Below are 23,846 nucleotides of genomic sequence, written 5' to 3' on the forward strand. Positions count from 1 at the left end.
TCGCCCGTCAGCTGTGCACGTCGTGCGGCCGGAGACATCCAGACCGTCCGCCCCATCACCCGTGAGGTCCCCGTGCCCCTGCTGAACTTCCGCGACCCCGCCCTGACGGCCGATTCCCACCGTAACCGGATACGTCCCGGAATCCTGTTCCGCTCCGCCCAGCCGTTCCCCGCCGCGAGCCCGGCCACCGTCCGGGAACTGCGGGCACGGGACATCCACCTCCGCGAGGTCAGACCAGCAGGGCCGCGAGGCCTTCCGTGCGGGCCAGGTGTTCCAGCTCGTCCAGTGCCCGGCGCGCCGCACCGGCCGCCGCCGGATCGCGTCCGGCGAGACCGCTCTCCTCGAACTCGTCCTCGTCCAGCCGCAGTACGGACGAGCCGTCCGCCGACACCCACAGATCGAGGTCCAGGTCCTCCACCAGGAGCTCCCCGTCCCGCAGCACCGCGGGGCGGGTGATGTCGCAGTACCAGCCCTTGAGCCCGCCCGCGCCGGTACGGACCTCCTTCACGGCGAACCAGCGGTCGCGCCAGTAGTGCTCGGTGAAGACATCGCCCGGCTCGAACCGTACGAAGCCGAAGTCACGGACCCCGGGCGCCGCCCACGGCGCGCGCACCGTCACCCGGACCCCGTCGTCGCGGACCATCTCCGCGGGGTAGCGGATCTTGGTCCGCCCGGCCTTCACCAGGGCGACCACCAGCGCGGTCTCAGCCGAGCCTGCGGACATGGCGCACCTCCGTGGCACAGATCTCGTAGCCGAACCAACGATTGATCGCCAGCATCGGGCCGTTGTCCGCGTCGTTGCCGGTGTACGCGTCCGTGTACCCGGCGGCCCGCGCCCGGTGCAGCGAGTCGTTCTTGGCGAGCTTGGCCAGACCCCGGTTGCGGTACGCCCGGCGGGTGCCGGTCATCCCGGACATGTACCGGGTCAGGCCATCGGTCTCCGCGGCGCTGAACGCCGCCACTTCCCCGTCCACCACCGCGACCGAGGTGAGCTCGTGGTCGAGCGCGGGGGCGCGCCAGGTGTGATTGAGCCAGTCCTCGTAGTCGGTCAGTTCCATCGGGGTGTCGCTCGGCTCGTCGGCCGTGGTCTCGGCGTCCGCCTCGAAGAGCGGGCGAGGGTCGTCCGCGAAGTCCGCGGCGGTACGCAGCTCGACGCCCGGCGGGAGCTCCTGACGGGGCGGCAGCGATCCGCCGGCCAGGTCGAGGTGGAGGAAGTGCGCCGGGCGGCTCGGCGCATAGCCGCGCTTCTCGGCGAAGGCCAGGTTCGGCGGGGTGGCGAGCACCCAGGTGTAGATCGCCGTCGCACCCTCCCGCGCCAGGTACTCCTCGGCCGTGCGCAGCAGCAGCGCACCCGCCCCGCGCCCGGTGCGCTCCGGATGCGTGTACGGGTTGCAGAACCCCTGTCCGGGTTCGGGGCTGTCGTGGACGAGGCCGACCTGCGCGGTCCCGATGAGCTCCCCGTCCTCCTCGGCGACCAGCAGCCGGGCGCGCTTGTCCGGGTGGGCCGAGGCCAGTTCGAAGGTGACGCACTCGGGCGTCGTCACCATGAAGGGCATGGCGGCACGCCGGACCCGTACCCAGTCCTCCGCGTCGGCGGGGAGGAAGTCGCGAACGATGACAGTCATGGGCCGGACGTTACGCGTGGGCCGCCACCGGACGCCCTTGAATTTCCGGCGGTGGGGCGGACATGGGGGAGAATCGGGGCGTGACCCTGAAGATCGCCCTTGATCCGGATGCCGCTGCCGCCCCGTACGAGCAACTGCGCACGCAGATCTCCGAACTGGCCCGCTCCGGCGCGCTGCCCGTCGGTTTCAGACTTCCGACGGTACGCGGCTTCGCCGAGGAGCTGGGCCTCGCCGCGAACACCGTCGCGAAGGCGTACCGCGCGCTGGAGGCCGACGGGGTGATCGAGACCCGTGGGCGCAACGGCACGTTCGTCGCCGCCGCCGGTGACGCGGCGGACCGTCATGCGGCGGCCGCGGCACAGGAGTACGCGGAGCAGGCGCGGCGGCTGGGCCTGTCCCGGGCCGAGGCGCTGTCCCTGGCGCAGGACGCGGTACGGGCGGCGTACGGGGCCGGGTGATCCGGGGACGGGGCGGTGGGGCGGGGCCGCGGGGCTCAGAGATACAGGCCCGCGTCCGCCCGGGAGTCCTGCTTCGGCACCGACGCGGGACCGCTTCCGCGCCGCAGCGCGTACAGCTCGGCGAGCGTCGCGCCCTCGCGGCCGAGCCCTTCCTCCGTGCCCAGCCAGGCCACCGCCTCCTTGCGGGTCAGTGAGCCCACCTCGATCCTGGCGAGGCAGCGGCCGGGCCTGACCACGGCCGGGTGGAGCCGCTCCAGGTCCTCGTTGGTGGTGACGCCCACCAGTACATTGCGGCCCTGCCCGAGCAGCCCGTCGGTGAGGTTCAGCAGCCGGGACAGTGCCTGGCCCGCGGTGTGCTTGGCCTCGCCGCGGATCAACTCGTCGCAGTCCTCCAGGAGCAGCAGCCGCCACCGGCCCTTGGACGTGCCCTCGTCCTCGCCGATCGCGATGTCCATCAGGTAGCCGACGTCGTTGAAGAGCCGCTCGGGATCGAGCACGCAGTCGACCTGGCACCAGTCCCGCCACGAGCGCGCGAGCGTGCGCAGCGCGGACGTCTTGCCGGTGCCCGGCGGGCCGTGCAGCAGGAGCAGCCGGCCCGAGATGTCGTCGGGCGTGACCTTCATCAGCCGGTCCATGGCATCGGCCACCGGCGCCGTGTAGTTGCCGCGGACCTCGTCCCAGGTGCCGGCGGCGATCTGCCGGGTGGTGCGGTGCGGGCCGCGGCGCGGGGAGACGTACCAGAAGCCCATCGTCACGTTCTCGGGCTGGGGTTCGGGCTCGTCCAGGGCGCCGTCCGTCGACTGGCCGAGGACCTTCTGGGCCAGCTCCGCGCTGGTCGCGGTGACCGTGACGTCGGCGCCGCGGTTCCACCGCGAGATGAGCAGCGTCCAGCCGTCGCCCTCGGCGAGCGTGGCGCTGCGGTCGTCGTCGCGGGCGGCGCGCAGCACCTTGGCGGCCGGGGGCAGCAGGGTCGCCCCGGCCTTGACACGGTCCAGGGTGGAGCTGTGCGAGTACGGCTGCTCGCCCGTCGCGAAACGGCCGAGGAACAGCGCGTCGACCACATCTGACGGGGAATCGCTGTCGTCGACGGTGAGCCGGATCGGCAGAGCGGACTCGGGGTTGGCAGACATGGCGCCCATGATCCGGCAAGGGGGTACCCGGCGCACCCGGGTTTCACTACCTTCCTCCCCTTTCCCCTCCCCTTTCCCGGCAGTGGTCACGGACATGACGCGGCCTCAAGGGGGCGCGGAAGAGAACTTGAATCATTGGAGCAACTTGGCATGCACACTTCCGGTGGGGGTGCCGGAACTGCTACCACGGACTCGGCAGACCGGGCGGAGATCCCGTCGGTCGGTCCCAGGGAGGTTCCATGAAGATGTCCAGACTCGCGGCACTCTCGTCCTCGCTCCTGCTCGGTGCCGTTCTCGCTCTGACCGGAGCGGCCACCGCCAGCGCCGCAACGTCTGTTCAGGCCGTCGACTACGTCGCCCTCGGCGACTCGTACTCCTCGGGTGTCGGGTCCGGCAGCTACGACAGCGCCAGCGGTGACTGCAAGCGCAGCACCAAGGCGTATCCCGCCCTCTGGGCCGCCGCCAACTCGCCCGCCTCGTTCGCCTTCACCGCTTGCTCGGGTGCTCGTTCGAGTGATGTGAAGGCCAATCAGCTCGGCCCCCTCAACTCCTCGACCGATCTCGTCTCGATCTCCATCGGCGGCAATGACGCGGGCTTCGCCGACGTCATGACCACGTGCGTCCTCCAGTCGGAGGCCACCTGCCTCGGCCGGATAGCCACGGCCCGCAGCTATGTCGACACCACCCTGCCCGGCAACCTCGACTCGGTGTACTCGGCGATCCAGGCCAAGGCGCCGTCCGCCCGTGTCGTCGTCCTCGGCTACCCGCGCTTCTACAAGATCGGCGGCACCTGTGCCGTTGGCCTGAGCGACAAGGTGCGCACCGCGATCAACGGGGCGGCCGACTACCTCAACGCGGCGACCGCCAAGCGCGCCGCCGACCACGGCTTCGCCTTCGCCGACGTCGCGGGGAAGTTCACCGGCCACGAGATCTGCTCCGGGAGCGCCTGGCTGCACAGTCTCAACTGGCTCGACATCGGCGAGTCCTACCACCCCACCGCCGCCGGACAGTCGGGCGGCTACCTGCCCGTCCTCAACTCGGCGGCCTGACACCACCAGCGTATGTGCCGGGCCCGTTCGGCCGTCTGACGGGCAGGGGACCCCTGTTCGCCGGGGTCTCCGTCCGGCGGGGTGCGCGGACGGCCGGCGGCCCGTGGCGGCCGGCGGGCGGAGCGAATCCGTCCGTTTCCGTTCTGTCCAACTCGCCCTGAAATCGGGCGGATTCATGAGTGAGGTGTCAACCTCCGTATGTGTGTGCGCAATCCTGCGACCGGGATACACGAGTGTCACCGCGGGGCGATAGGGTTAACCTGCCCGGGCCGGGTGCCCTCGTACGGGTGGGGAGTGACATGGAACAGATAGCGATGCGGAGCAGGCCGCGTGTGCCTGCCATCACATGCGGGAGCGGTGCGACGAGTTCGCGCCTGGACCGCCATCTCGCGGTGCTCGGCGGTCCCGCCGTGCCGCAGCGGGAGGCCGCGGAGGCGACACTGCTGATGCGCGAGCTCACCTCGCGCGATGCCGCCCACCGTCGCCGGAGCAAGAGCGCGCGGGTCTCGCTCTTCGCGCCGCTGCGACGACTCCGGCGCTCGCTCTTCGGCAGCCGCCGCTGACCCGACGGCCCGTCACGACCGCCCACCGGTCCTCCGTCCGGGCTCCCCGGCCAGGGCTCGTCGCCCGGCCTCCCGCTCGGGGCCGCAGGTGATCACACCGCCCCGGCGCTGCGCTGCTGTCCGCCCTCCCGTCATCCCCAGGGCCCACGGCAGCGCTTCGGTGTGTGCGCCGGGCGCCGGAGGGCGACGGTCGCGGTCCTTGGAAGACTTCGGTGAATGCTTCAGCGGGCGCTTCGGTAAATACTTCGGCGCCGAAGTACTTCTAGACTGTATGTATGTCCGAAAAGCGAGCCGCGCGCCTGAGCCCCGACGAACGAAGGGCCCAGTTGGTCGCCATCGGCCTGGACATGCTCGCCGAGCGGACGCTGGACGAACTCTCCACGGACGACGTGGCGCGGCGGGCCGGTATCTCGCGGGGGCTGCTCTTCCACTACTTCGACTCCAAGCGCGACTTCTATCGCGCCGTGGTGCAGCAGGAGTGCGACGACTTCGTCGCAGCCACGGAACCGGACCCCTCGCTGGGGCCCGTCCCCTGGCTGCGGTCGTTCATCGCCGGTTTCGTGCGGTACGTACTGGAGCGCCGCAAGGTCTATCTCGCCCTGGTCCGCGGCGCCGCGGGCAGTCACCCCGCGGTGGAGGACATCGTCGACGGAACCAGGGCCACCCTCGCCCGGCGGGTGGCGGAGGGGCAGCGGCGGCTCGGGATGCCGGACTCGCCGCGACTGGCCGTCGCCGCCCGCGCCTGGACGGCTTTCGCGGAGGAGGCCGTGACCAGCTGGCCGCGCGGGGAACCGGACGCGCCGGCGGAGCTCGGGGCCTTCCTGGAGTCGAGCTTCATCAGCCTGCTCGGCGCCCTGGACCGGCCCTGTGCGCTGCCCCGGTGAGGTGCCCGACGGTCACTCGCCGCCGCGCGCGTAACGCCGTACGGACAGCGGCACGAACACCGCGAGGAGCACCGCCGACCAGGCGAGCGTCCCGGCCACCGGGTGGGCGACCGGCCAGGCGGCGTCGGCGGCCGGGGACGCGTTGCCGAACAGGTCGCGGGTGGCCGAGGCCATGGCGCTGATCGGGTTCCACTCCGCGACCGTCCGCAGCCAGCCCGGCAGATTGTCGGTCGGGATGTAGGCGCTCGACAGCAGCGGCAGGATGAAGGTGGCGCTGCCCAGCTGACCGGCGATCTCCTCGTTGCGGATCAGCAGGCCCAGCCAGCAGCCCAGCCACGACGTGGCGAACCGGAGGAGCAGCAGCAGCCCGAAGGCGCCCAGGGCGGCGAGCGGCCCGCCCTCGATCCGCCAGCCGACCGCGAGTCCGACGAGGATCAGCGGGACCATGCCGATGGCCGTGGTCAGCAGATCGGCGGCGGTCTGGCCGAAGGGCACGGCGGGCCGGCTCATCGGCAGTGTGCGGAACCGGTCCATCACCCCGCGGTGGCAGTCCTGCGAGGACTGGAACATCCCGACCATGATGCCGTTGGCCGCCGTCGCGGCCAGCAGACCCGGCACCAGGAACGCGCGGTACTCCTGGCCCGGCATGGCCAGCGCGCTGCCGAACACGTACCCGAAGAACAGCAGCATCGTGATCGGCATGGTCTGGGTCAGGATCACTACGCCCGGGGCCGCCTTGATCCGCTGCAGATGGCGGCCCAGCACGGCCAGGGCGTCGGCGACGGGGGTGCTCGCGGCGGTCGTGGCGGGCCGCTCGTGGACCAGTGTCGTGCTGCTCATGCTGCCGTCTCCTTCAGGGGCGGGGAGGTGCGGCCGTCGCCGCGGTCGGTCAGGCGGAGGAAGACCTCGTCGAGCGTCGGCGGGCGCAGGCTCGCGTCGATCACCGGTACGCCCGCCGCGTCGAGCTCGCGGACGATACGGGGGAGGGTGAGCGTGGTGTCGGTCGCGACGGTGCCCACGGTGCGGCGCTCGTGGTCGAGCACCGGTTCGGCGCCGGTGAGCTGGTCGAGCACGCCGGCCGCCGGGAGCAGCGCCGACTCATGGGCGACGACCACCTCGGCGTAACTGCCGATGCGGGACTTCAGCTCGGCGGGGGTGCCGCGATGGGCGGCCCGGCCCCGGTCGATCAGCACGATGTCGTCGGCCAGCTGATCGGCCTCCTCCAGATACTGCGTGGTGAGCAGGACGGTCGTGCCCCGGCCGGCCAGCTCCCGTACCGCCGCCCAGATCTGGTTGCGGCTGTGCGGGTCGAGACCGGTGGTCGGCTCGTCCAGGAAGAGCACCCCCGGGCGGGTCAGCAGACTGGCGGCGAGATCGAGGCGGCGGCGCATGCCGCCCGAGTAGGTGCGGGCCGGGCGGTCGGCCGCCTCGGTCAGCTCGAAGCGCTCCAGGAGCTCGTCGGCGCGGGCGCGTGCCGCGTCGCCGCGGAATCGTTGCAGCTTGGCGAAGAGCCGCAGATTCTGCCGGCCGGACAGCTCGCCGTCGACCGAGGCGTCCTGCCCGGTGACGCCGATCGCCGCGCGGACCGAGGCCGCCTCGCGCACCACGTCGTGGCCGGCGACCCGGGCGCTGCCACCGTCCGGCGTCGTCAGCGTGGTGAGCACCCGGACGGCGGTGGTCTTGCCCGCGCCGTTCGGCCCCAGCACTCCGCAGACGGTGCCCTCGGTGACCGCGAGGTCGAGCCCGCGCAGCGCGTGGACATCGCCGTAGCGCTTCTCCAGACCTTCACTAAGTACAGCGTACGTAGTTGTCATGCGGCCCAACGTATCGCACTACGTACGGTGTACGTAACTACGATGGTGGGCGAGGTGATGATCGATGGTGGGGCGACCCGCTGTACCCGAAGTGATCTGGGCGCGCCCCGAGCGCGCGGGCCGGGGCCCCAGGCCCGCATTCAGCCGAGCGGACATCGCGGCGGCCGCCGTCCGCATCGCCGACGCGGACGGCTTCGACGCGGTGTCCATGCGCAAGGTGGCGGCGGAGCTCGGCTGCGGCACGATGTCGCTCTACAACTACGTGCCGCGCAAGGAGGACCTGTACGAGCTGATGCTCGACGCGGTCAGCGGGGGGTACGACTTTCCCGAGCCGACCTGCGACTGGCGCGCCGACCTCGTCGCACTCGCCCACCAGACCCGCGCGATGATGCACCGCCACACCTGGGTGCCCCGGCTGATGTCACCCGTGTACGGTTTCAGTCCGAATGCCCTGCGTTACCTGGAGTACGCGCTCAGCTGTCTGGACGGGGTCGACGCACGGTTCGGCGAGAAGATGGAACTCATCGCGATGGTCAACGGCGTGATCACCACCTATGTGGCCAACGAGATCGACACGGCGGAGCGCAGCCGGTCACTGCCCTGGTCCGAGGAGCAGGAGAACGCCGCGCGCACCGGCTATCTGATCAGCCAGATCGCGACCGGGAAGTATCCGCGGATGGCGGCGGGATTCGCCGAGGACCCGGGGCCGATCGATCTGGAAGGGGTCTTCGACCGGGCGCTCCACCGGGTGCTGGACTCCTTCGACCGGTAGCGGGCGGGCCCGGTCGCCCTGTCACAGCAGCGCGAACTGCCCGTCCGGTCCCTCCTCCTGGTGACCGAGCACCGACGCGGGCCGCCGGGCCGTGGCCGCGACGGGCAGGACGCCCGCCGCGCGGAGATCGGCGGCCGTGAGCTGCGGACCTTCGGCAAGACCCTCCTGTCGGGGCCGGAGCCCGTCCAGCAGGGCGAGCAGGGCGATCAGTTCCAGCAGCTCGGAGGTCCACTCCTGGGGCCAGGCCCGGGGCCGGACCGCCTCCAGGCCGTCCACGCCCTCCGCACCGGCCGCCGACCGCCGCTCGAACCAGAGCTCCAGCATCCGCACCCCGCCCACCCGGAACTCCCACGCCCCGGCCGGCACCGGCGAGATGCGGCCCGTCCCCAGCATGAGCGTCTCGTCGTCCGGGTCGTACACCAGCCCGGCGGGCACGGGCGGAACCGCGGCCCGCACATAGGGCCGCCGCCCGCCGGGCAGCCGCGGGCGCTCCCCGCCCCGGGCACCCCGCAGCTGCAACCGCAGCAGCTCCAGTCCCAGCTCCACCCCGGCCGACCAGCGCGCGGTGTCGGCGGGCAGCGGGACCACGCATCCGGCGGGGGAGTGGCGGGCCGCCGCGAGTGCCCACGCCAGCACCGAACGGGCGGTCACCGAGTCCCCGTGGCGGGCGCGCAGCAGGGCGAGCAGCCCGGGGGCCAGATTGGGCTCGTGGCCCTCGGGGCGCCGGTACAGCGGCCGGATCCGGCCGGGCCGGCCCGCGGCGGAGTGGCCGTCCGGCAGCAGCGCCGTCACGGACAGGGCGGGGCCGGTGTCCTGGGGCACGTACCCGTGCTCCACGGCGAAGAGCTGGTGCCCGTCGGCGACCCGCCACAGCTCGGGACGGGCGGCGTCGATCAGCCGGTGGTCGGGGAGCAGCCACTGCTCGTCGAACGGGCCGTGCGCGATCCGTACCGGCTCGGGGCACGGCCCCTGCTCGCGGGCGAACCGGCCGGTACCGGTGGCCTGTCCGGGCAGCGCCGCCACCGGGGTCCGCGGGGTCCGGGAACGGGTCGCCCGGAACAGCCGCTCGCGCTCGCCGGCCGGGGCCCGCACCAGCCGCTCCCAGCGCGCTCTGAGGGAGGCGGCGTCGGGGGCGATCACCCAGGGACGGCCGGTGCGCAGCGGCCGTACGGACCAGGGCATGAGGTCGTCGAGGAGCGGGGCGTCAGCGTCCTGGCCGTCACCGGAGCCGCCCGCCGCCCGTGCTGCCACCGTGTCGTCCTCCCCGTCGCCACGTCCGCCCGCCTCCCGGGCATCGTAGCCGCGCCCCCGCGGCACGAGGCAGTGCGTCGGCGCCCTTCCGCGGCGGTCGGTGCGTCTCCCCGGTGGTCAGTGCGCTTCCACGGTGACCGAGAAGGAGAACCGGTCGCCCCGGTAGCGGATCTGCGCCACGTCGACCACCTGGCCGCTCTCGTCGTACGTCACGCCTGTGTAGAACAGGATCGGGCTCAGCAGCGGGACCTGGAGGAGTTCGGCGGTGGCCGGGTCGGCCAGCCGCGCCTCGACCGTGTCGGTGATGCGCGCGATACGGACGCCGACCCGGTCGCGCAGCACCTTGGTCATCGGCCAGCGTTCGAGATCGGCGACGTCCAGGCGGGCCGCGATCTCGGGCCGCACCACGTTCTCCGCCCAGTTGGTGGGCTCGTCGCTGTCGCCGTCGTGGCGCAGCCGGCGGTAGCTGACCACCTCCGCGCAGTCGGGGAAGTACTCGGTGAGATCCCCGGGCACGGCGACCGGGCCGTGGCCGAGCACCGTGGTCCGCTCGCCCGACTGCTGGGCCACGATCGCATCGATCGAACCCAGCAGCCGGACCGGCGACACCCGGCGGGCGCGCGGCTCGATGAAGGTGCCGCGCCGCCGGTGCCGGCTGATCAGCCCTTCGGTCTCCAGCTCCTTGAGGGCCTGACGCATCGTCAGGACGCTGACGCCGTAGTGCGCGGCGAGCTGTTCCTCGGTCGGCAGCCGTGCCGAGGCGTCCCTGGCGCGGCCCAGTATCGAGGCGCGCAACGACTGCGAGACCTGGTACCACAGCGGCAGCTTGCGGTTCAGGACCAGTGAATCGGGGGCGAAGGCCGGCCCCGGGGGGATCTTGGGCGTCTGAGGCACCTGGGGCCTTTCGTTCGGACCGGGCCGGGGGCGGCGGTGTCGCCTACGGCCTGAAGTTGCGGCTCAGACCCTGCCACACGTCGTCGTAGCCGTGCTGCAGATGACCGGCGGTCGCCGCCTGCCCCGTCGCCGTCACCGGCCAGCGGGTCTCGAACATGAAGGCGAGGCCGTCGTCGATCTTCTGCGGCTTCAGCTCCGCCTCGCTCGCCCGGTCGAAGGTCTCCCGGTCCGGGCCGTGCGCCGACATCATGTTGTGGAGCGAGCCGCCGCCCGGCACGAAACCGCCCTTGCCGGCCGTCTTCGCGTCGTACGCGCCCTCGATCAGGCCCATGTACTCGCTCATCACGTTGCGGTGGAAGTACGGCGGCCGGAAGGTGTCCTCGCCGACCAGCCAGCGCGGTGCGAAGACGACGAAGTCGACACCGGCCAGACCTGGGGTGTCGGACGGCGACGTCAGCACCGTGAAGATCGACGGGTCGGGGTGGTCGTAGCTGATCGAGCCGATGACATTGAAGCGGTGCAGGTCGTAGACGTACGGTGTGTGGTTGCCGTGCCAGGCGACCACATCGAGGGGCGAGTGGTCGTAGGTCGCCGACCAGAGGTTCCCGCAGAACTTGTTGACCACCTCCACCGGGCGGTCGTCGTCCTCGAACGCCGCGACGGGAGCGAGGAAGTCCCGGGCGTTCGCCAGGCCGTTGGCGCCGATCGGGCCGAGGTCGGGGAGGGCGAACGGCTGGCCGTAGTTCTCGCAGACATAGCCGCGGGCGGTGGCGTCGAGCAGCTCCACGCGGAACCGGACGCCGCGCGGGATCAGCGCGATGTGCCCCGGTTCGGCACGCAGCAGGCCCAGTTCGGTACGGAGCAGCAGGCCGCCGCGCTCCGGGACGATCAGCAGCTCGCCGTCCGAGTCGCTGAACACCCGGTCCGTCATCGACGCGTCGGCGTGGTAGAGATGCACGGCCATTCCGGTGCGCTGCGTCGCGTCGCCGTTGCCGCCGAGGGTCCACAGGCCCGCCAGGAAGTCCGTCCCGGGCGTGGGCGCGGGGAGCGGATCCCAGCGCAGCCGGTTGGGGTCGGGCACGGATTCGGTGAACGGGGCGGTGCGGATCGCCCCGTTGTCGATCCGGACGAACGGGGGATGAGCGGCCGACGGACGGATCCGGTAGAGCCAGGAACGGCGGTTGTGGGCGCGCGGTTCGGTGAAGGCCGAGCCGCTCAGCTGCTCCGCGTAGAGCCCGAGGGGCGCGCGCTGGGGGGAGTTGCGGCCGTGCGGCAGCGCCCCCGCAACCGCCTCCGAGCTGTGCTGATTGCCGAAACCGGCGGAATGCTCCAGCGCTTCCGCCGTCTTCCTCGCCTGCTCGTTGCCGCTCATGTGCGCTCCCGGTGCCGAAGGAATCCTATGGGTAACCGTAGGAATCGGATCGAGGTGAGTCAACGGCATTCGTGACGCACACGGGTTCCCGGGGGTTCCCGGAGCGTTCCAAATGCGTGATGCGCGGGGGGTTCAAAAAGGTGAACAATGCTCTACTCTCCCGCACATGTCGTGGACACGAAGACTTCTGGTGGTTCTGGCGGCGCTCGTCGCCGCCCTGCTCGCGGCCCCGGCCGCCCAGGCGCACGAGGAACGTCCGGTCACCCTGCCCGATGGAACCGGCAGCGTCCCCGTGTACCGCACCGGTGAACCCGATCTGCTGGTCTGCAAGAGCGACCGGGCGGACTTCGAGCGCCGTGTGTCCGGCTTCCCGCAGGGGCTGCGGACCCGGAACCTGAAGCTCTTCGACCGGTGCCAGAAGTCCGGCTACCGCCATCTGCAACAGGCCGTCGACGCGGTCGACGGGCCCGGCATGAACATCGCCATCCTGCCCGGCCTGTACGAGGAGGAGCCCTCGCTGCCCAGGCCGACGGGGGAGTGCGCCCGGCTGAAGGCGCCCAACTCCCAGCTCGGCTACCAGATCCTGTCGTACGCGCAGCAGGCTCGGTGCCCGCACAACCAGAACCTGGTGGCGATCCTCGGCAAGAAGAACCTCCAGATCGAGGGCACCGGCGCCGAGCGCACGGACGTGGTCGTCGACGCCAAGTACCAGAAGCTCAACGCGATCCGCGCGGACGGCTCCGACGGCATCTACTTCAGGAACTTCACCGCCCAGCGCACCACCTTCAACTCCCTGTACGTCCTGGCCCAGGACGGCTTCGTCATCGACTCCGTCCTCACCCGGTGGAACGACGAGTACGGCTTCCTGACCTTCGCCAGCGACCACGGGCTGTACAAGAACTGCGAGTCCTACGGAAACGGCGACTCCGGCATCTACCCCGGCAGCGCGTCGAACATCAACGACGCGTACGGCTACGACGTGCCGCGCTACTCCATCGAGATCACCGGCTGCCGCAGCCACCACAACATGGTCGGCTACTCCGGCACCGCGGGCGACTCCGTCTACGTCCACGACAACGAGTTCGACCACAACATGGGCGGCGCCTCGATGGACAGCGCCTTCCCCGGCCACCCCGGCCTGCCGCAGAACCACGCCCGCTTCGAACGCAATTTGATCCACGACAACAATGCCGACTACTACCCCTACGTCGCCGACGGCACCTGCGCCAAGCCGCCCGTGGACCGCGGCTACGAGGAAGGGGTCGTCTGCCCGCAGATCTCCATGCCGCCCGGTTCCGGCATCATCACCGCGGGCGGCAACTGGAACCTGTACGAGAACAACTGGATCTACGGGCAGCGGCGCGCCGCCTTCGTCCTGACCGCCGTCCCCGCCTTCATCCGCGGCGAGGGCGCGCTGTCCAAGCAGGCCGACACCTCGCACCACAACCGGTACGCGGGCAATCACCTCGGCAGGGACAAGGCGGGCAACTCCCGGCCCAACCGCACCGATGTGTGGTGGGACGGCCAGGGCGAGGGCAACTGCTGGCAGGCGGACGCGGGGCCGTCCTCCCCGCGCGCCCTGCCCGCCTGCGGTTCCAGGCGCGGCGCCGTGTCCGGGAGCACCGACCGGCTCGTCGGTGAACCGGTCAAGCTCGCCCAGCTGCTGGTCTGTGCCGACTACAACGTGCAGGCGCGCCGGCTGCCGGCCGGCTGCGACTGGTACGGGGCCCGGGGCATCGAGCGCATCGAGGTGCAGGTGGCGCTGGCAGTCGCGGTGGTGCTCGCGCTGGTCGGCGGGGTGCTGTGGTGGCGCAGACTGCGCGGCAGCCGGCTCGCGACGGTGGCCACGGGGCTCGGCGTGATCGGCCTCGGGCTCGACGTGGCCGGATCGACGACGGGGCTGGCCGCCTCCTATGTGCCCGCGCTGGCGCTGCTGCTGACCGGGGTGTGGTGGACCGGCATCGGTCTCGTGCTCCGGAGGGAACGGCCCTGGCTGGGCTGGACCACGGTGGTGCTGGGTGCGCTCACGCTGCTCGACGCCGTGGACAAGGCCGTCTTCATGATCCCGTGGATTCCGCTCAGCCCGGCCTGGGTGCGCGGACTGCTCGGCGTGGTCTGGGTGGTGTGGGCCGTGATCGCCGCCGCCCGACACGGCGACCGCAACCCGCGGGAAGCGACCGCGGCCCCGGCTCCCGGTTCCGTCCCGGCCCCGGCTTCCGGCTCCGCCCCGGCCTCGGGCTCCGCCCCGGCCTCGGGCTCCGCCCCGGAAGGAGATGCATCGTGAAGCGTTCCACCACACCGTCGCTGCCCGCCCGGCCGGTCCGGCCGGTCCGGGCCCCCCGGCCGGTCCTCGCCGCCGTCACCGTGCTCACCGCGGGCGCACTCGTGTTCGGTGCGAGCGCCTGCGGTGGGCGGGCCACCACCCATCACAAACCCGGCACCAGCCATGAACAGGCCGGCGGCAGCGTCGGCCGGCTGCTCGCCACCGACGACGGCTCCGGCAACCGGCTGCGCCAGGTCGAGACCGAGGGCGCCCCCTCGGTGACGGTCGCCGTACGACCGGACTCCGAGGACGGGTGGAACGTCCACCTCTCCGTACGTAACTTCAGGTTCACCCCGGACAGCGTGGGCGGCGCCGCCCTCCTCGGGCGCGGCCACGCCCGGCTGTTCCTCGACGGCCACCCCCTCGCCCGCGTCTACGGCTCCTGGTACCACCTCCCCGCCTCCCTCGTCCGTGCCGCCGGCGGCGGTACCGGCCTCACCGCACGGCTCTACGCCGACGACCACACCGCCTGGGCCGTGAACGCCACCCCCGTCCAGGCCACCACCTCCCTCGCCATGCCCTCCGCGACGGCCACCTCCCCGGAGGAGCGCCGAACCGCAACACCCCGGCCCGACACGACACTTGACATCGTCGTCTCGCACGGCAGGGTCAGCCCCGATCCCGGCCGCACCGAGATCGAGAAGGGCCGGATCGTCGAGCTCCGGGTCCGCAGCGACCGCGCCGACACCCTCCATGTCCACGGCTACGACAAGGAGGCCCGGCTGCCCGCGGGCAAGACCGTCACCCTGACCTTCACCGCCGACCGCAGCGGGCTCTTCGAGGTCGAGACCCACGAGTCCGACCTGCTCCTGACCCAACTCGTCGTACGGTGAGCGTCCTCGCCCACGGCATCGGCGCCCAGCACGACCTTCCGCTGTCCCCCTTCTACGCCTTCGCCGGAGCCTTCGCCGCGCTCTTCGTCTCCTTCCTCGCGCTCGGCCTGCTCTGGTCCGCCTCCCGGTTCCGGGGCGACCGGGCGGGCCGCCCGCTCCCGTACGTCGTCCAGCGCCTCGCCGACGCCCGCCCCACCCGTATCGCGCTGCGCGCGCTCGGTCTCGCCGCCGCCCTGTACGTCACGCTCCAGCTCCTCCTCGGCCCGGACGACCCGGACCGCAACCCGGCCCCCGGCGCCGTCTACGTACTCCTCTGGGTCGGGCTCGTCCCCGCGTCGCTCCTCCTCGGTCCCGTCTGGCGACCGGTCAACCCGCTGCGCACCGTCCACCTCCTCGTCTGCCGCGCACTGGGCCGCGACCCCGCCGCGGGCCGGCCCCTTCCCGCACGGCTCGGTCTGTGGCCCGCCGCCGCCGGGCTCCTCGCCTTCACCTGGCTCGAACTCGTCGCCCCCGACCCCGCGTCGACCACCGCCCTCCTCCTCTTCCTCTCCCTCTACGCCGCCGTCCACCTCACGGGCGCCGCCCGCCACGGGGCCGGGTGGTTCGACCGGGCGGACGCCTTCGAGGTCTACTCGGGGCTGCTCGCCCGGCTCTCCCCGCTCGGCCGCCGCCCCGCCGACCGCCGCCTCGTGCTCCGCTCCCCGTTCAACGGACTCGACGCCACCCCGCAGACGGCCGGACTCGTCGCCACCGTGTGCGTCATGCTCGGCTCCACCGCCTACGACGGCTTCTCCGACTCCCCGTCCTGGATCACCACCGTCCAGACCTCACCCCTGGGCCGCACCACCGCGGCCACGCTCGGACTCCTGGGCGCCGTCGCCCTCGTCGCCACCCTCTACGCACTCTGCGCCGGCGCCGTCCGGCTGATCTCCGGTCAACTGCGCCACCCGCTCACCGCCTTCGCCCACTCGCTCGTCCCGATCGCGCTCGGCTATCTCGTCGCCCACTACTTCACACTCTTCGTCACCGAAGGTCCACGCACCGTCATGATGGCATCCGGCACCGACAATCCGGTCCCGCCCGAGCCGCCCCTGGGCCCCGGCGGTGTCGCCACGCTCCAGGTCGCCGCGATCGTCCTCGGCCACGTACTCGGCGTCATCGCCGCCCACGACCGGTCCGTGCGCCTCTTCCCGCCCGGCCGCGCCGTCGCGGGACAACTCCCGCTGCTGGTCCTGATGATCACGTACACCATCGGCGGGCTGTCGCTGCTCATCGCGTGAGAGCCGCGCCGGAGGCCGGTGGTCACCCGCCCGCGACCGCATCGGAACCCACCGGCCACCCGCACCGGAGGAGGCCCACGGCATCATGGAGCCCGTGCCCCATGCGAACACGAACCTCCGCCGCGCCCCCGTGCAGCAGCGCAGCGCCGAGCGCCTCGCCCGGATACTCGACGCCTGCGCCGAACTCCTCGACGAGACCGGCTACGAGCAGCTGTCCACCCGGGCCGTGGCCATCCGTGCCGGGGTCCCCATCGGCTCCGTCTACCGGTTCTTCTCCAACAAGCGCGCGCTGGCCGACGCGCTGGCCCGGCGCAATCTGGACAGCTACGCCGAACGCATCACCTCCCGCCTGGCCGTCATCCCGACCGCGGACTGGCGCAGTGCCATCGATGCCGTGCTGGACGAATACCTGGCGATGAAGCGCTCCGTGGCCGGATTCGCCCTCGTCGACTTCGGTGCGCCGGCCCCCGAGGACGACCCCGCCGGCGACGCCAACCAGCGGGTCGCGGGCCGGCTCACCGAACTGCTCTCCGGGCACCTCGGCCGCGCCCCCGACGAGGATCTGCTGCGCACCTTCCTGGTCTGCGTCGAGGCCGCCGACGCCCTCCTCCAACTCGCCTTCCGTACCGACCCGTCGGGCGACCGGGCCATCGTCGCCGAGACCCGCATCCTGCTCCGGGCCTACCTGGCGCGCGTCCTGGACTGACCGGGCGACACCGTCCGGCCGCCCCGGGCAAGCTCGTCGCGTCAGCACCTCCCCACCGTGCGTACCGGTCGGTATGCTCGCCCTGCTTGCCGACGTACGCGCGCCACCGCTGCCGCCGCCCCGGGGAGGGCCCATGTCGCACGACCCCAGCAGCCCCCGTACCGCCCTGCGCATCTGCCCCCTCTGCGAGGCCACCTGCGGGCTCGGCCTCACCATCGAGGGGACCAGGGTCACCGGCGCCCGGGGCGACCGGGAGGACGTCTTCAGCCGTGGCTTCATCTGCCCCAAGGGCGCGTCCATCGGCGGGCTCGACGCCGACCCCGACCGGCTGCGCACCCCGCTCGTCCGCAAGGACGGCGTCCTGACGGAGTCGACCTGGAACGAGGCGTTCGACACGATCGCCCGCGCCCTGTCCGCCCTGACCGAGGAGCACGGGCAGCAGGCGGTCGGCGTCGTCCTCGGCAACCCGAACGTGCACACCGTGGCCGGTGCTCTCTACCCCTCCGCGCTGCTCTCCGCCCTGCGCACCCGGGCCCTGTTCACCGCGAGCACCCTCGACCAGATGCCCAAGCACGTCTCCAGCGGACTGCTCTTCGGGGACCCGAACGCCATCCCGGTGCCCGACCTCGACCGCACCGGCCATCTGCTGCTCCTCGGCGCCAACCCCCTCGAATCCAACGGCAGCCTCTGCACCGCCCCCGACTTCCCCGGCCGGCTCAAGGCGCTGCGCCGCCGCGGCGGCACCCTCACCGTCGTCGACCCGCGCCGCACCCGCACCGCCCGCCTCGCCGACCGGCACGTCGCCATCCGCCCCGGCACCGACGCCCTCCTCCTCGCCGCGCTCGCCCACGTCCTGTTCGACGAGAAGCTCACCGCCACCGGCCCGCTCGCCGGCCATGTCGAAGGGCTCGACGAAGTGGCGGACGCCCTGGCGGAGTTCACGCCCGAGGCGGTCGCCGCGGCCTGCGACGTGGACGCCGCCACCATCCGTACGATCGCCCGCGAACTGGCCGCGGCCCCCACCGCCGCCGTGTACGGACGCATCGGCAGCTGCACCGTCGAGCACGGCACCCTCGCCAGCTGGCTCGTCGACGTCCTCAACATCCTCACCGGCAACCTCGACCGCCCCGGCGGCGCGCTCTTCCCGCTCTCCGCCACCGCCCGCGCACCCCGTCCCGCCGCACCCGGCAAGGGCTTCGCCCTCGGACGCTGGACGAGCCGGGTCTCCGGTCATCCCGAGGCCAAGGGCGAACTGCCCGTCGCCGCGCTCGCCGAGGAGATCGAGACGCCCGGCGAAGGCCGGATCCGCGCCCTGATCGTCCTCGCCGCCAACCCCGTGCTCTCCGCACCCGACGGCGACCGCCTCGACCGGGCCCTCGGCGGGCTCGACTTCATGGTCAGCGTCGACCCGTATCTCAACGAGACCTCGCGGCACGCACATGTGGTGCTGCCCCCGCCGCCGCCCTCGCGGAGCGCCCACTTCGACTTCGCGTTCAACGCCCTCGCCGTGCGCAACCAGGTGCGCTACACCCGGCCCGCCGTGCCCCTGGAGGGCAGCCTGCTCGACGAGAGCGAGATCCTGGCCCGGCTCGTCCTCGCCGTCTCAGGGATGCACGGGGCCGACCCGTCCGCGGTGGACGCCCTGGCCATCGACCGGGTGCTGACCAGGGCCGTGGCCGACCCGCACTCGCCCGTGCACGGCCGGGACCCCGCCCCGCTCGCCGCCGCCCTCACCGGCCGCACCGGACCCGAACGCCGCCTCGACCTGATGCTCCGCCTGGGCCCGTACGGCGACGGCTTCGGCGCCGACCCCGACGGCCTCACCCTGGAGCGCCTGCTCGACCGTCCGCACGGGATCGACCTCGGACCGCTCCGGCCCCGGATCCCGGAGCTCCTGACCACCCGCAGCGGACGGATCGAACTCCTCCCCGAACCGATCGCCGCCGATCTGCCGAGGCTCCGCCAGGCCCTGGCCGACCGGGACGGAGAGGACACGCTCGTCCTCGTCGGCCGCCGGCATCTGCGTTCCAACAACAGCTGGCTGCACAACATCGCCGAACTGAGCGGCGGCTCGAACGTCTGCACCTTGCAGGTGCACCCCACCGACGCGGCCCGGCTGAAACTGGTGGACGGCGGCCCGGCCACCGTGGCGTCGGACGGCGGCGCGGTGACCGCCCCGGTCGAGATCACCGACGGTGTACGGCCCGGAGTGGTGAGCCTCCCGCACGGGTGGGGCCACCACCGCCCCGGCACCCGGCTCTCCGTCGCCGCGGCCCGCCCCGGCGTCAACGTCAATCAACTGCTCGACGGCACCCGGCTCGACCCGCTCTCCGGCACCGCCGTGCTCAATGGATTCCCGGTGACGGTGACACCCGCCGCGACACCCGAGCCCGTGGCGCCGGCGGGGGCGCGGGTCGGGACACCGACGGGGACGCGGGCGAATGCGCCGATGGGGGCGCCGGTTGTGCCCAAGCTGTGATCCCCGCGTTGACCTGGGGTTTTGCTCGTATTGCTCGCATGTCAACATCTTGTTAACGCTGCGAACCGCGCCCTAACGTCAACCGCACCGCCGAGTCCGGTGGGAGTTCAAGGGTGAGCGATAGGTATCCACATGCTGACAATCCTCGGCTTCGCCATGATTGCGACCTTCCTGGTCCTGATCATGTTGAAGAAGATGTCGCCGATCGCGGCGCTGGTCCTGATCCCCGCGCTGTTCTGCGTCGCGGTCGGGCAGGGCGCGAAGCTCGGTGACTACGTCATCGAAGGCGTCGGCAATCTCGCCCCGACCGCCGCGATGCTGATGTTCGCCATCGTCTACTTCGGCGTGATGATCGACGTCGGCCTCTTCGACCCGATCGTGCGGGGCATCCTGCGCTTCTGCAAGGCCGACCCGATGCGGATCGTCGTCGGTACGGCCGTGCTCGCCGCCATCGTCTCCCTCGACGGCGACGGCTCCACCACCTTCATGATCACCGTCTCGGCGATGTATCCGCTCTACAAGCGCCTCAAGATGAGCCTGGTCGTGATGACCGGTGTCGCCGCCACGGCGAACGGCGTCATGAACACCCTTCCCTGGGGCGGCCCCACCGCCCGCGCCGCCACCGCGCTCAAGCTGGACGCGGGCGACATCTTCGTCCCGATGATCCCGGCGCTCGGCATCGGACTGGTCGCCGTCCTGCTCCTCGCCGTCGTGCTGGGCCGGCGCGAGCGCAAGCGGCTCGGCATGCTCACCCTCGACGAGGTGCTGGCCACCGAGACGGCCACGGAGTCGGAGACCGTTCTCGTCGGAACGGGCGGCGGCAGCGACCGTACCCGCAAGAACTCCGGCGGAGCCGGTACGGGCACGGGTGCGGGTGCAGGCGCGGACGGCGACGGAGCCGGGGACTCCGGGCCGGACGAAGGCGAGGACGAGGGCGAGGACGAGGGCTTCAAGGGCCTGGACCCGAACCGGGCCACCCTGCGCCCCAAGCTCTACTGGTTCAACGCGGGCCTCACCGTCGCCCTGCTCACCGCGATGATCATGGAACTGATGCCGATCCCGGTGCTCTTCCTGCTCGGCGCGGCCCTCGCCCTCACGGTCAACTTCCCCCACATGCCCGACCAGCGGGCCCGGATCGCCGCCCACGCCGACAACGTCCTCAACGTCTCCGGCATGGTCTTCGCGGCCGCCGTCTTCACCGGCGTCCTCTCCGGCACGGGCATGGTCGAGCACATGGCCGACTGGCTCGTCGGCGCGATCCCCGACGGCATGGGCCCGCACATGGCGATCGTCACCGGCATCCTCAGCATCCCGCTGACGTACTTCATGTCCAACGACGGCTTCTACTTCGGTGTGGTCCCGGTGCTCGCCGAGGCGGGTGCCGCCCACGGTGTCTCCCCGCTGGAGATCGCCCGCGCCTCCCTGGTCGGCCAGCCCCTGCACATGTCGTCCCCGCTGGTCCCGGCCGTCTACGTGCTCGTCGGCATGGCGAAGGTCGAATTCGGCGACCACACCAGGTTCACCGTCAAGTGGGCCGCGCTCACCTCGCTGGTGGTGCTCTGCGCCGGACTCCTGTTCGGCATCATCTGACCGTGCGCACCCTCCAGGAGCCCGGCAGGGGCTGGCTGCTGCGCCTCGTCATCGCCTTCGCGCAGGGGGCGGTGTCGATGGCCCGGCCCGCCGTCTCCTACTGGGCTCTCTCGCTGGGTGGATGGGGTCTCCCCTGCTCGAACTCAGTTGAGAGCTTGGGGAAGAGCGCGCCATCGGTGTGATCACCGGGGTGTACGCGCTCCTCCCGCTCTTCGCCGCCGTCCCGCTCGGGCGAAGGACCGACCACGGCCGGTGCGCGCCCCTGCTGCCCTTCGGCGTCGTCCTGATCGCGGGCGGCTGCGCCCTGAGCGGCCGGGCGGACTCGCTGACGGCGATGGCGGCCTGGAGCGGTGTGATGGGGCTCGGCCACCTCTGCTTCGTCATCGCGCCCAGTCGATCGTCGCCCGGCAGTCCGCCCCGGCCGAACAGGACCGCAACTTCGGGCACTTCACCGTCGGCGCCTCCCTCGGCCAGCTCATTGGCCCGATCGCCGCGGGGTATCTGATCTCCGAGCGGGACGGTGCCATGGCCCGTACGAGCGCACTCGCCCTGCTCGTCTCGGCGGCCGTCGCCGCCGTCTCCCTCGGCTCGCTCCGGCGCATCGAGCACCGGTCCGCGCCCGCCGCCCGCCGGGCCGACCCGGCCGCGAAGGTGCCCGTCGGCCGCATCCTGCGGGCCCGCGGCGTCCCGGCCGGGATCTTCATCAGCCTCGCCGTGCTCTCCGCGACCGACATCCTCACCGCGTATCTGCCCGTCGTCGGAGAACACCGGGGCATCGCCCCCGCCACCATCGGACTGCTGCTCAGACGCCGACGGCAGTTCACTGCCGTCAGGACCCGGCCGTTGACCTCAAGCCCACTGGAGGTCGTACGTTCCTCCCATGAGCATGGAAACCACGGCGTGGACACAGCTCCACAACGTCATGAACGCGCAAGCGGACCGACGCCCCTTCGACCGGACCACCCTGCGGCGCATCGCCGCGTTCGCCCGCCCGCACCGGCGCCGGGTCGCCCTGTTCCTGATCCTGAGCGTGGCGACGGCGCTGCTCGCGGTCGCCACCCCCGTCCTCGCCGGCCGCGTGGTGAACGCGATCGTGTCCGGCAAGGAGTCGGGCACCGTCACCCGGCTGTCCCTCCTCATCGCCGTGATCGCCGTCGCGGAGGCCGTGCTGGGCCTGGTCAGCCGCTGGCTCTCGGCCAATCTCGGCGAGGGGCTGATCCTCGATCTGCGCACCGCCGTCTTCGACCATGTGCAGCGCATGCCGATCGCGTTCTTCACCCGGACCCGCACCGGTGCGCTCGTCAGCCGCCTCAACAACGACGTCATCGGAGCCCAGCGCGCCTTCAGCAACACGCTGTCCGGCGTCGTCAGCAACGTCGTGACGCTGCTGCTCACCCTCGGCGTCATGCTCTCCATCTCCTGGCAGATCACCGTGCTCGCACTGGTGCTGCTGCCGGTGTTCGTGCTGCCGGCCCGGCGGATGGGCACCAGGATGGCGAGGCTCCAGCGGGAGGCCGCGGCCCACAACGCCGCGATGGGGACCCGGATGACCGAGCGCTTCTCCGCACCTGGCGCCACCCTGATCAAGCTCTTCGGCCGCCCCGCCGACGAGTCCGCCGAATTCGCCGTCAGAGCCGGCCGGGTGCGCGACATCGGCGTCCGCACGGCCATGGCCCAGTCCGCGTTCATCACCGCGCTCACCCTCGTGTCCGCGCTGGCACTCGCCCTGGTCTACGGGCTCGGCGGGTTCTACGCACTGCGCGGGCAGCTCGACGCGGGCGCGGTCGTGGCCCTGGCCCTCCTGCTGACCCGGCTGTACGCACCGCTCACCGCACTCGCCGGGGCGCGCGTCGAGGTGATGAGCGCGCTCGTCAGCTTCGAGCGGGTCTTCGAGGTCCTCGACCTCAAGCCGCTCATCGACCAGAAGCCGGACGCACGGGCGGTCCCGGACGGTCCGGTGTCCGTCGAGTTCGACCAGGTGCGGTTCGGCTACCCGTCCGCCGACAAGGTCTCGCTCGCCTCGCTGGAGGACGTCGCGAGCCTCGACACCCGCGGCGGCGACGAAGTACTGCGCGGGGTCTCCTTCCGCGCCGAGCCCGGACAGACGGTGGCACTCGTCGGCTCGTCCGGCGCGGGCAAGTCGACCATCGCCCAACTGCTGCCGCGGCTGTACGACACGGACGAGGGCGCGGTACGCATCGGCGGCGTCGACGTACGGGACCTGACCGCCGACACCCTGCGCGACACCCTCGGCATGGTCACCCAGGACGGCCACCTCTTCCACGAGTCGGTGCGCGCCAATCTGCTGCTCGCCCGCCCCGGAGCCGCCGAGGAGGACCTCTGGGACGCGCTGCGCCGAGCGCGCCTGGACGGTCTCGTCGCCTCGCTGCCCGACGGGCTCGACACCGTCGTCGGCGAACGCGGCTACCGGCTCTCCGGCGGCGAACGCCAGCGGCTGACCATCGCCCGGCTGCTGCTGGCCCGTCAGCGCGTCGTCATCCTCGACGAGGCCACCGCCCACCTCGACAACACATCCGAGGCGGCCGTCCAGGAAGCACTCACCGAGGCGCTCGCCGGACGCACGGCGGTCGTGATCGCCCACCGCCTCTCCACGGTCCGGGCGGCCGACCTCATCCTGGTCGTGGAGAACGGGCAGATCGTGGAGCGGGGCACGCACGACGAACTCCTTGCCGCGGGCGGCCGGTACGAGGAGCTGTACCGCACCCAGTTCGAGAACCCCGGTACGGAGCACGCGGAGCTCGGCCGACAGCCCTCGGCGTGACGGGCGTCTCTGGCGCCCGAAAACTAACAGCGCTAGTTTGG

The 23,846-nt window shown here is 72.1% G+C and carries 20 protein-coding genes and 1 pseudogene; 13 read left to right on the forward strand and 8 right to left on the reverse strand.

The annotated features are described in order from the left end of the window. Positions 1 to 229: 229 nt before the first annotated feature. Together OG520_RS31705 and OG520_RS31710 are read right to left on the reverse strand one after the other, a co-directional pair. Positions 230 to 724 carry a DUF402 domain-containing protein gene (locus tag OG520_RS31705; protein WP_399330217.1) on the reverse strand — a complete coding sequence of 165 codons (495 nt, stop codon included), beginning with the start codon at positions 722 to 724 and terminating at the stop codon, positions 230 to 232. Further along, positions 705 to 1,625: a GNAT family N-acetyltransferase gene (locus OG520_RS31710; protein ID WP_406015409.1), complete on the reverse strand. Its 921-nt coding sequence runs from the start codon at positions 1,623 to 1,625 to the stop codon at positions 705 to 707. Before OG520_RS31710 ends, OG520_RS31705 begins: the two co-directional genes overlap by 20 nt. 80 nt (positions 1,626 to 1,705) lie before the next feature. On the opposite strand from OG520_RS31710, the gene OG520_RS31715 reads away from it, so the two are divergent. Continuing rightward, positions 1,706 to 2,083: a GntR family transcriptional regulator gene (locus OG520_RS31715; RefSeq protein WP_399330213.1), complete on the forward strand. Its 378-nt coding sequence runs from the start codon at positions 1,706 to 1,708 to the stop codon at positions 2,081 to 2,083. Positions 2,084 to 2,118: 35 nt separating this feature from the next. Here OG520_RS31715 and OG520_RS31720 read toward each other — a convergent pair whose 3' ends face one another. After that, complete coding sequence (locus OG520_RS31720) at positions 2,119 to 3,213, reverse strand: DUF5925 domain-containing protein (protein ID WP_406015410.1); 1,095 nt, start codon at positions 3,211 to 3,213, stop codon at positions 2,119 to 2,121. Positions 3,214 to 3,452: 239 nt separating this feature from the next. Between OG520_RS31720 and OG520_RS31725 the strand changes: the two genes are divergently transcribed. The 3 genes from OG520_RS31725 to OG520_RS31735 all read left to right on the forward strand — a co-directional run bounded on the left by OG520_RS31725 (position 3,453) and on the right by OG520_RS31735 (position 5,709). After that, positions 3,453 to 4,262 carry an SGNH/GDSL hydrolase family protein gene (locus tag OG520_RS31725; RefSeq protein WP_399330209.1) on the forward strand — a complete coding sequence of 270 codons (810 nt, stop codon included), beginning with the start codon at positions 3,453 to 3,455 and terminating at the stop codon, positions 4,260 to 4,262. A 299-nt stretch (positions 4,263 to 4,561) separates the two neighbouring features. Next, positions 4,562 to 4,825: a hypothetical protein gene (locus OG520_RS31730; RefSeq protein ID WP_206433474.1), complete on the forward strand. Its 264-nt coding sequence runs from the start codon at positions 4,562 to 4,564 to the stop codon at positions 4,823 to 4,825. A gap of 275 nt (positions 4,826 to 5,100) precedes the next feature. After that, entirely contained in the window at positions 5,101 to 5,709 is a 609-nt protein-coding gene (locus tag OG520_RS31735; RefSeq protein ID WP_406015411.1) for a TetR/AcrR family transcriptional regulator, read from the forward strand. 12 nt (positions 5,710 to 5,721) lie between these two features. Here OG520_RS31735 and OG520_RS31740 read toward each other — a convergent pair whose 3' ends face one another. After that, complete coding sequence (locus tag OG520_RS31740) at positions 5,722 to 6,549, reverse strand: ABC transporter permease (RefSeq protein ID WP_389974735.1); 828 nt, start codon at positions 6,547 to 6,549, stop codon at positions 5,722 to 5,724. Beyond that, entirely contained in the window at positions 6,546 to 7,523 is a 978-nt protein-coding gene (locus OG520_RS31745; RefSeq protein ID WP_406015412.1) for an ATP-binding cassette domain-containing protein, read from the reverse strand. Before OG520_RS31745 ends, OG520_RS31740 begins: the two co-directional genes overlap by 4 nt. 64 nt (positions 7,524 to 7,587) lie before the next feature. On the opposite strand from OG520_RS31745, the gene OG520_RS31750 reads away from it, so the two are divergent. Further along, positions 7,588 to 8,295, forward strand: a complete 708-nt coding sequence (locus OG520_RS31750) for a TetR/AcrR family transcriptional regulator (protein ID WP_406015413.1) — start codon at positions 7,588 to 7,590, stop codon at positions 8,293 to 8,295. Between the two features lie 21 nt (positions 8,296 to 8,316). On the opposite strand, the gene OG520_RS31755 is transcribed toward OG520_RS31750, so the two are convergent. The 3 genes from OG520_RS31755 to hmgA form a co-directional block, all read right to left on the reverse strand. Next, entirely contained in the window at positions 8,317 to 9,546 is a 1,230-nt protein-coding gene (locus OG520_RS31755; protein ID WP_406015414.1) for a type ISP restriction/modification enzyme, read from the reverse strand. Positions 9,547 to 9,663: 117 nt separating this feature from the next. Beyond that, entirely contained in the window at positions 9,664 to 10,440 is a 777-nt protein-coding gene (locus OG520_RS31760; RefSeq protein ID WP_266421429.1) for a GntR family transcriptional regulator, read from the reverse strand. Positions 10,441 to 10,483: 43 nt separating this feature from the next. Beyond that, the gene (gene hmgA, locus OG520_RS31765; RefSeq protein ID WP_406015415.1) at positions 10,484 to 11,812 is read right to left on the reverse strand and encodes a homogentisate 1,2-dioxygenase; all 1,329 of its coding nucleotides are present in this window, start codon (positions 11,810 to 11,812) and stop codon (positions 10,484 to 10,486) included. A gap of 166 nt (positions 11,813 to 11,978) precedes the next feature. Between hmgA and OG520_RS31770 the strand changes: the two genes are divergently transcribed. The 8 genes and pseudogenes from OG520_RS31770 to OG520_RS31805 all read left to right on the forward strand — a co-directional run bounded on the left by OG520_RS31770 (position 11,979) and on the right by OG520_RS31805 (position 23,805). Then, complete coding sequence (locus OG520_RS31770; RefSeq protein ID WP_406015416.1) at positions 11,979 to 14,096, forward strand: right-handed parallel beta-helix repeat-containing protein; 2,118 nt, start codon at positions 11,979 to 11,981, stop codon at positions 14,094 to 14,096. 20 nt (positions 14,097 to 14,116) lie between these two features. Further along, a complete protein-coding gene (locus OG520_RS31775; protein ID WP_406016617.1) occupies positions 14,117 to 14,968 on the forward strand; it encodes a hypothetical protein in 852 nt (283 codons plus the stop codon). Next, positions 14,965 to 16,248, forward strand: a complete 1,284-nt coding sequence (locus tag OG520_RS31780) for a hypothetical protein (RefSeq protein ID WP_406015417.1) — start codon at positions 14,965 to 14,967, stop codon at positions 16,246 to 16,248. The genes OG520_RS31775 and OG520_RS31780 overlap by 4 nt, the downstream gene beginning before the upstream one ends. A gap of 85 nt (positions 16,249 to 16,333) precedes the next feature. After that, positions 16,334 to 16,954 (forward strand): TetR family transcriptional regulator, encoded by a 621-nt coding sequence (locus OG520_RS31785; protein ID WP_406015418.1) that lies wholly within the window; start codon positions 16,334 to 16,336, stop codon positions 16,952 to 16,954. Positions 16,955 to 17,087: 133 nt separating this feature from the next. Continuing rightward, positions 17,088 to 19,433: a molybdopterin-dependent oxidoreductase gene (locus OG520_RS31790; protein ID WP_406015419.1), complete on the forward strand. Its 2,346-nt coding sequence runs from the start codon at positions 17,088 to 17,090 to the stop codon at positions 19,431 to 19,433. Positions 19,434 to 19,565: 132 nt separating this feature from the next. Beyond that, positions 19,566 to 21,023, forward strand: coding sequence for a CitMHS family transporter (locus OG520_RS31795; protein ID WP_399330185.1), 1,458 nt, complete (start codon positions 19,566 to 19,568; stop codon positions 21,021 to 21,023). Between the two features lie 77 nt (positions 21,024 to 21,100). Continuing rightward, positions 21,101 to 21,848, forward strand: a pseudogene (locus OG520_RS31800) (MFS transporter); the annotation flags it as partial. A gap of 55 nt (positions 21,849 to 21,903) precedes the next feature. Continuing rightward, a complete protein-coding gene (locus OG520_RS31805) occupies positions 21,904 to 23,805 on the forward strand; it encodes an ABC transporter ATP-binding protein (protein WP_406015420.1) in 1,902 nt (633 codons plus the stop codon). Positions 23,806 to 23,846 lie beyond the last annotated feature (41 nt).

This window comes from Streptomyces sp. NBC_00984, from assembly GCF_045162475.1.
Classification (GTDB): domain Bacteria; phylum Actinomycetota; class Actinomycetes; order Streptomycetales; family Streptomycetaceae; genus Streptomyces.

What these genes read in the sequence shown, in the direction of transcription:
- OG520_RS31705 (WP_399330217.1), bottom strand. Translation starts at nt 724, where the DNA reads ATGTCCGCAGGCTCGGCTGAGACCGCGCTGGTGGTCGCCCTGGTGAAG.
- OG520_RS31710 (WP_406015409.1), bottom strand. Translation starts at nt 1,625, where the DNA reads ATGACTGTCATCGTTCGCGACTTCCTCCCCGCCGACGCGGAGGACTGG.
- OG520_RS31720 (WP_406015410.1), bottom strand. Translation starts at nt 3,213, where the DNA reads ATGTCTGCCAACCCCGAGTCCGCTCTGCCGATCCGGCTCACCGTCGAC.
- OG520_RS31725 (WP_399330209.1), top strand. Translation starts at nt 3,453, where the DNA reads ATGAAGATGTCCAGACTCGCGGCACTCTCGTCCTCGCTCCTGCTCGGT.
- OG520_RS31730 (WP_206433474.1), top strand. Translation starts at nt 4,562, where the DNA reads ATGGAACAGATAGCGATGCGGAGCAGGCCGCGTGTGCCTGCCATCACA.
- OG520_RS31735 (WP_406015411.1), top strand. Translation starts at nt 5,101, where the DNA reads ATGTCCGAAAAGCGAGCCGCGCGCCTGAGCCCCGACGAACGAAGGGCC.
- OG520_RS31740 (WP_389974735.1), bottom strand. Translation starts at nt 6,549, where the DNA reads ATGAGCAGCACGACACTGGTCCACGAGCGGCCCGCCACGACCGCCGCG.
- OG520_RS31745 (WP_406015412.1), bottom strand. Translation starts at nt 7,523, where the DNA reads ATGACAACTACGTACGCTGTACTTAGTGAAGGTCTGGAGAAGCGCTAC.
- OG520_RS31750 (WP_406015413.1), top strand. Translation starts at nt 7,588, where the DNA reads ATGGTGGGGCGACCCGCTGTACCCGAAGTGATCTGGGCGCGCCCCGAG.
- hmgA (WP_406015415.1), bottom strand. Translation starts at nt 11,812, where the DNA reads ATGAGCGGCAACGAGCAGGCGAGGAAGACGGCGGAAGCGCTGGAGCAT.
- OG520_RS31770 (WP_406015416.1), top strand. Translation starts at nt 11,979, where the DNA reads ATGTCGTGGACACGAAGACTTCTGGTGGTTCTGGCGGCGCTCGTCGCC.
- OG520_RS31785 (WP_406015418.1), top strand. Translation starts at nt 16,334, where the DNA reads ATGGAGCCCGTGCCCCATGCGAACACGAACCTCCGCCGCGCCCCCGTG.
- OG520_RS31790 (WP_406015419.1), top strand. Translation starts at nt 17,088, where the DNA reads ATGTCGCACGACCCCAGCAGCCCCCGTACCGCCCTGCGCATCTGCCCC.
- OG520_RS31795 (WP_399330185.1), top strand. Translation starts at nt 19,566, where the DNA reads ATGCTGACAATCCTCGGCTTCGCCATGATTGCGACCTTCCTGGTCCTG.
- OG520_RS31805 (WP_406015420.1), top strand. Translation starts at nt 21,904, where the DNA reads ATGAGCATGGAAACCACGGCGTGGACACAGCTCCACAACGTCATGAAC.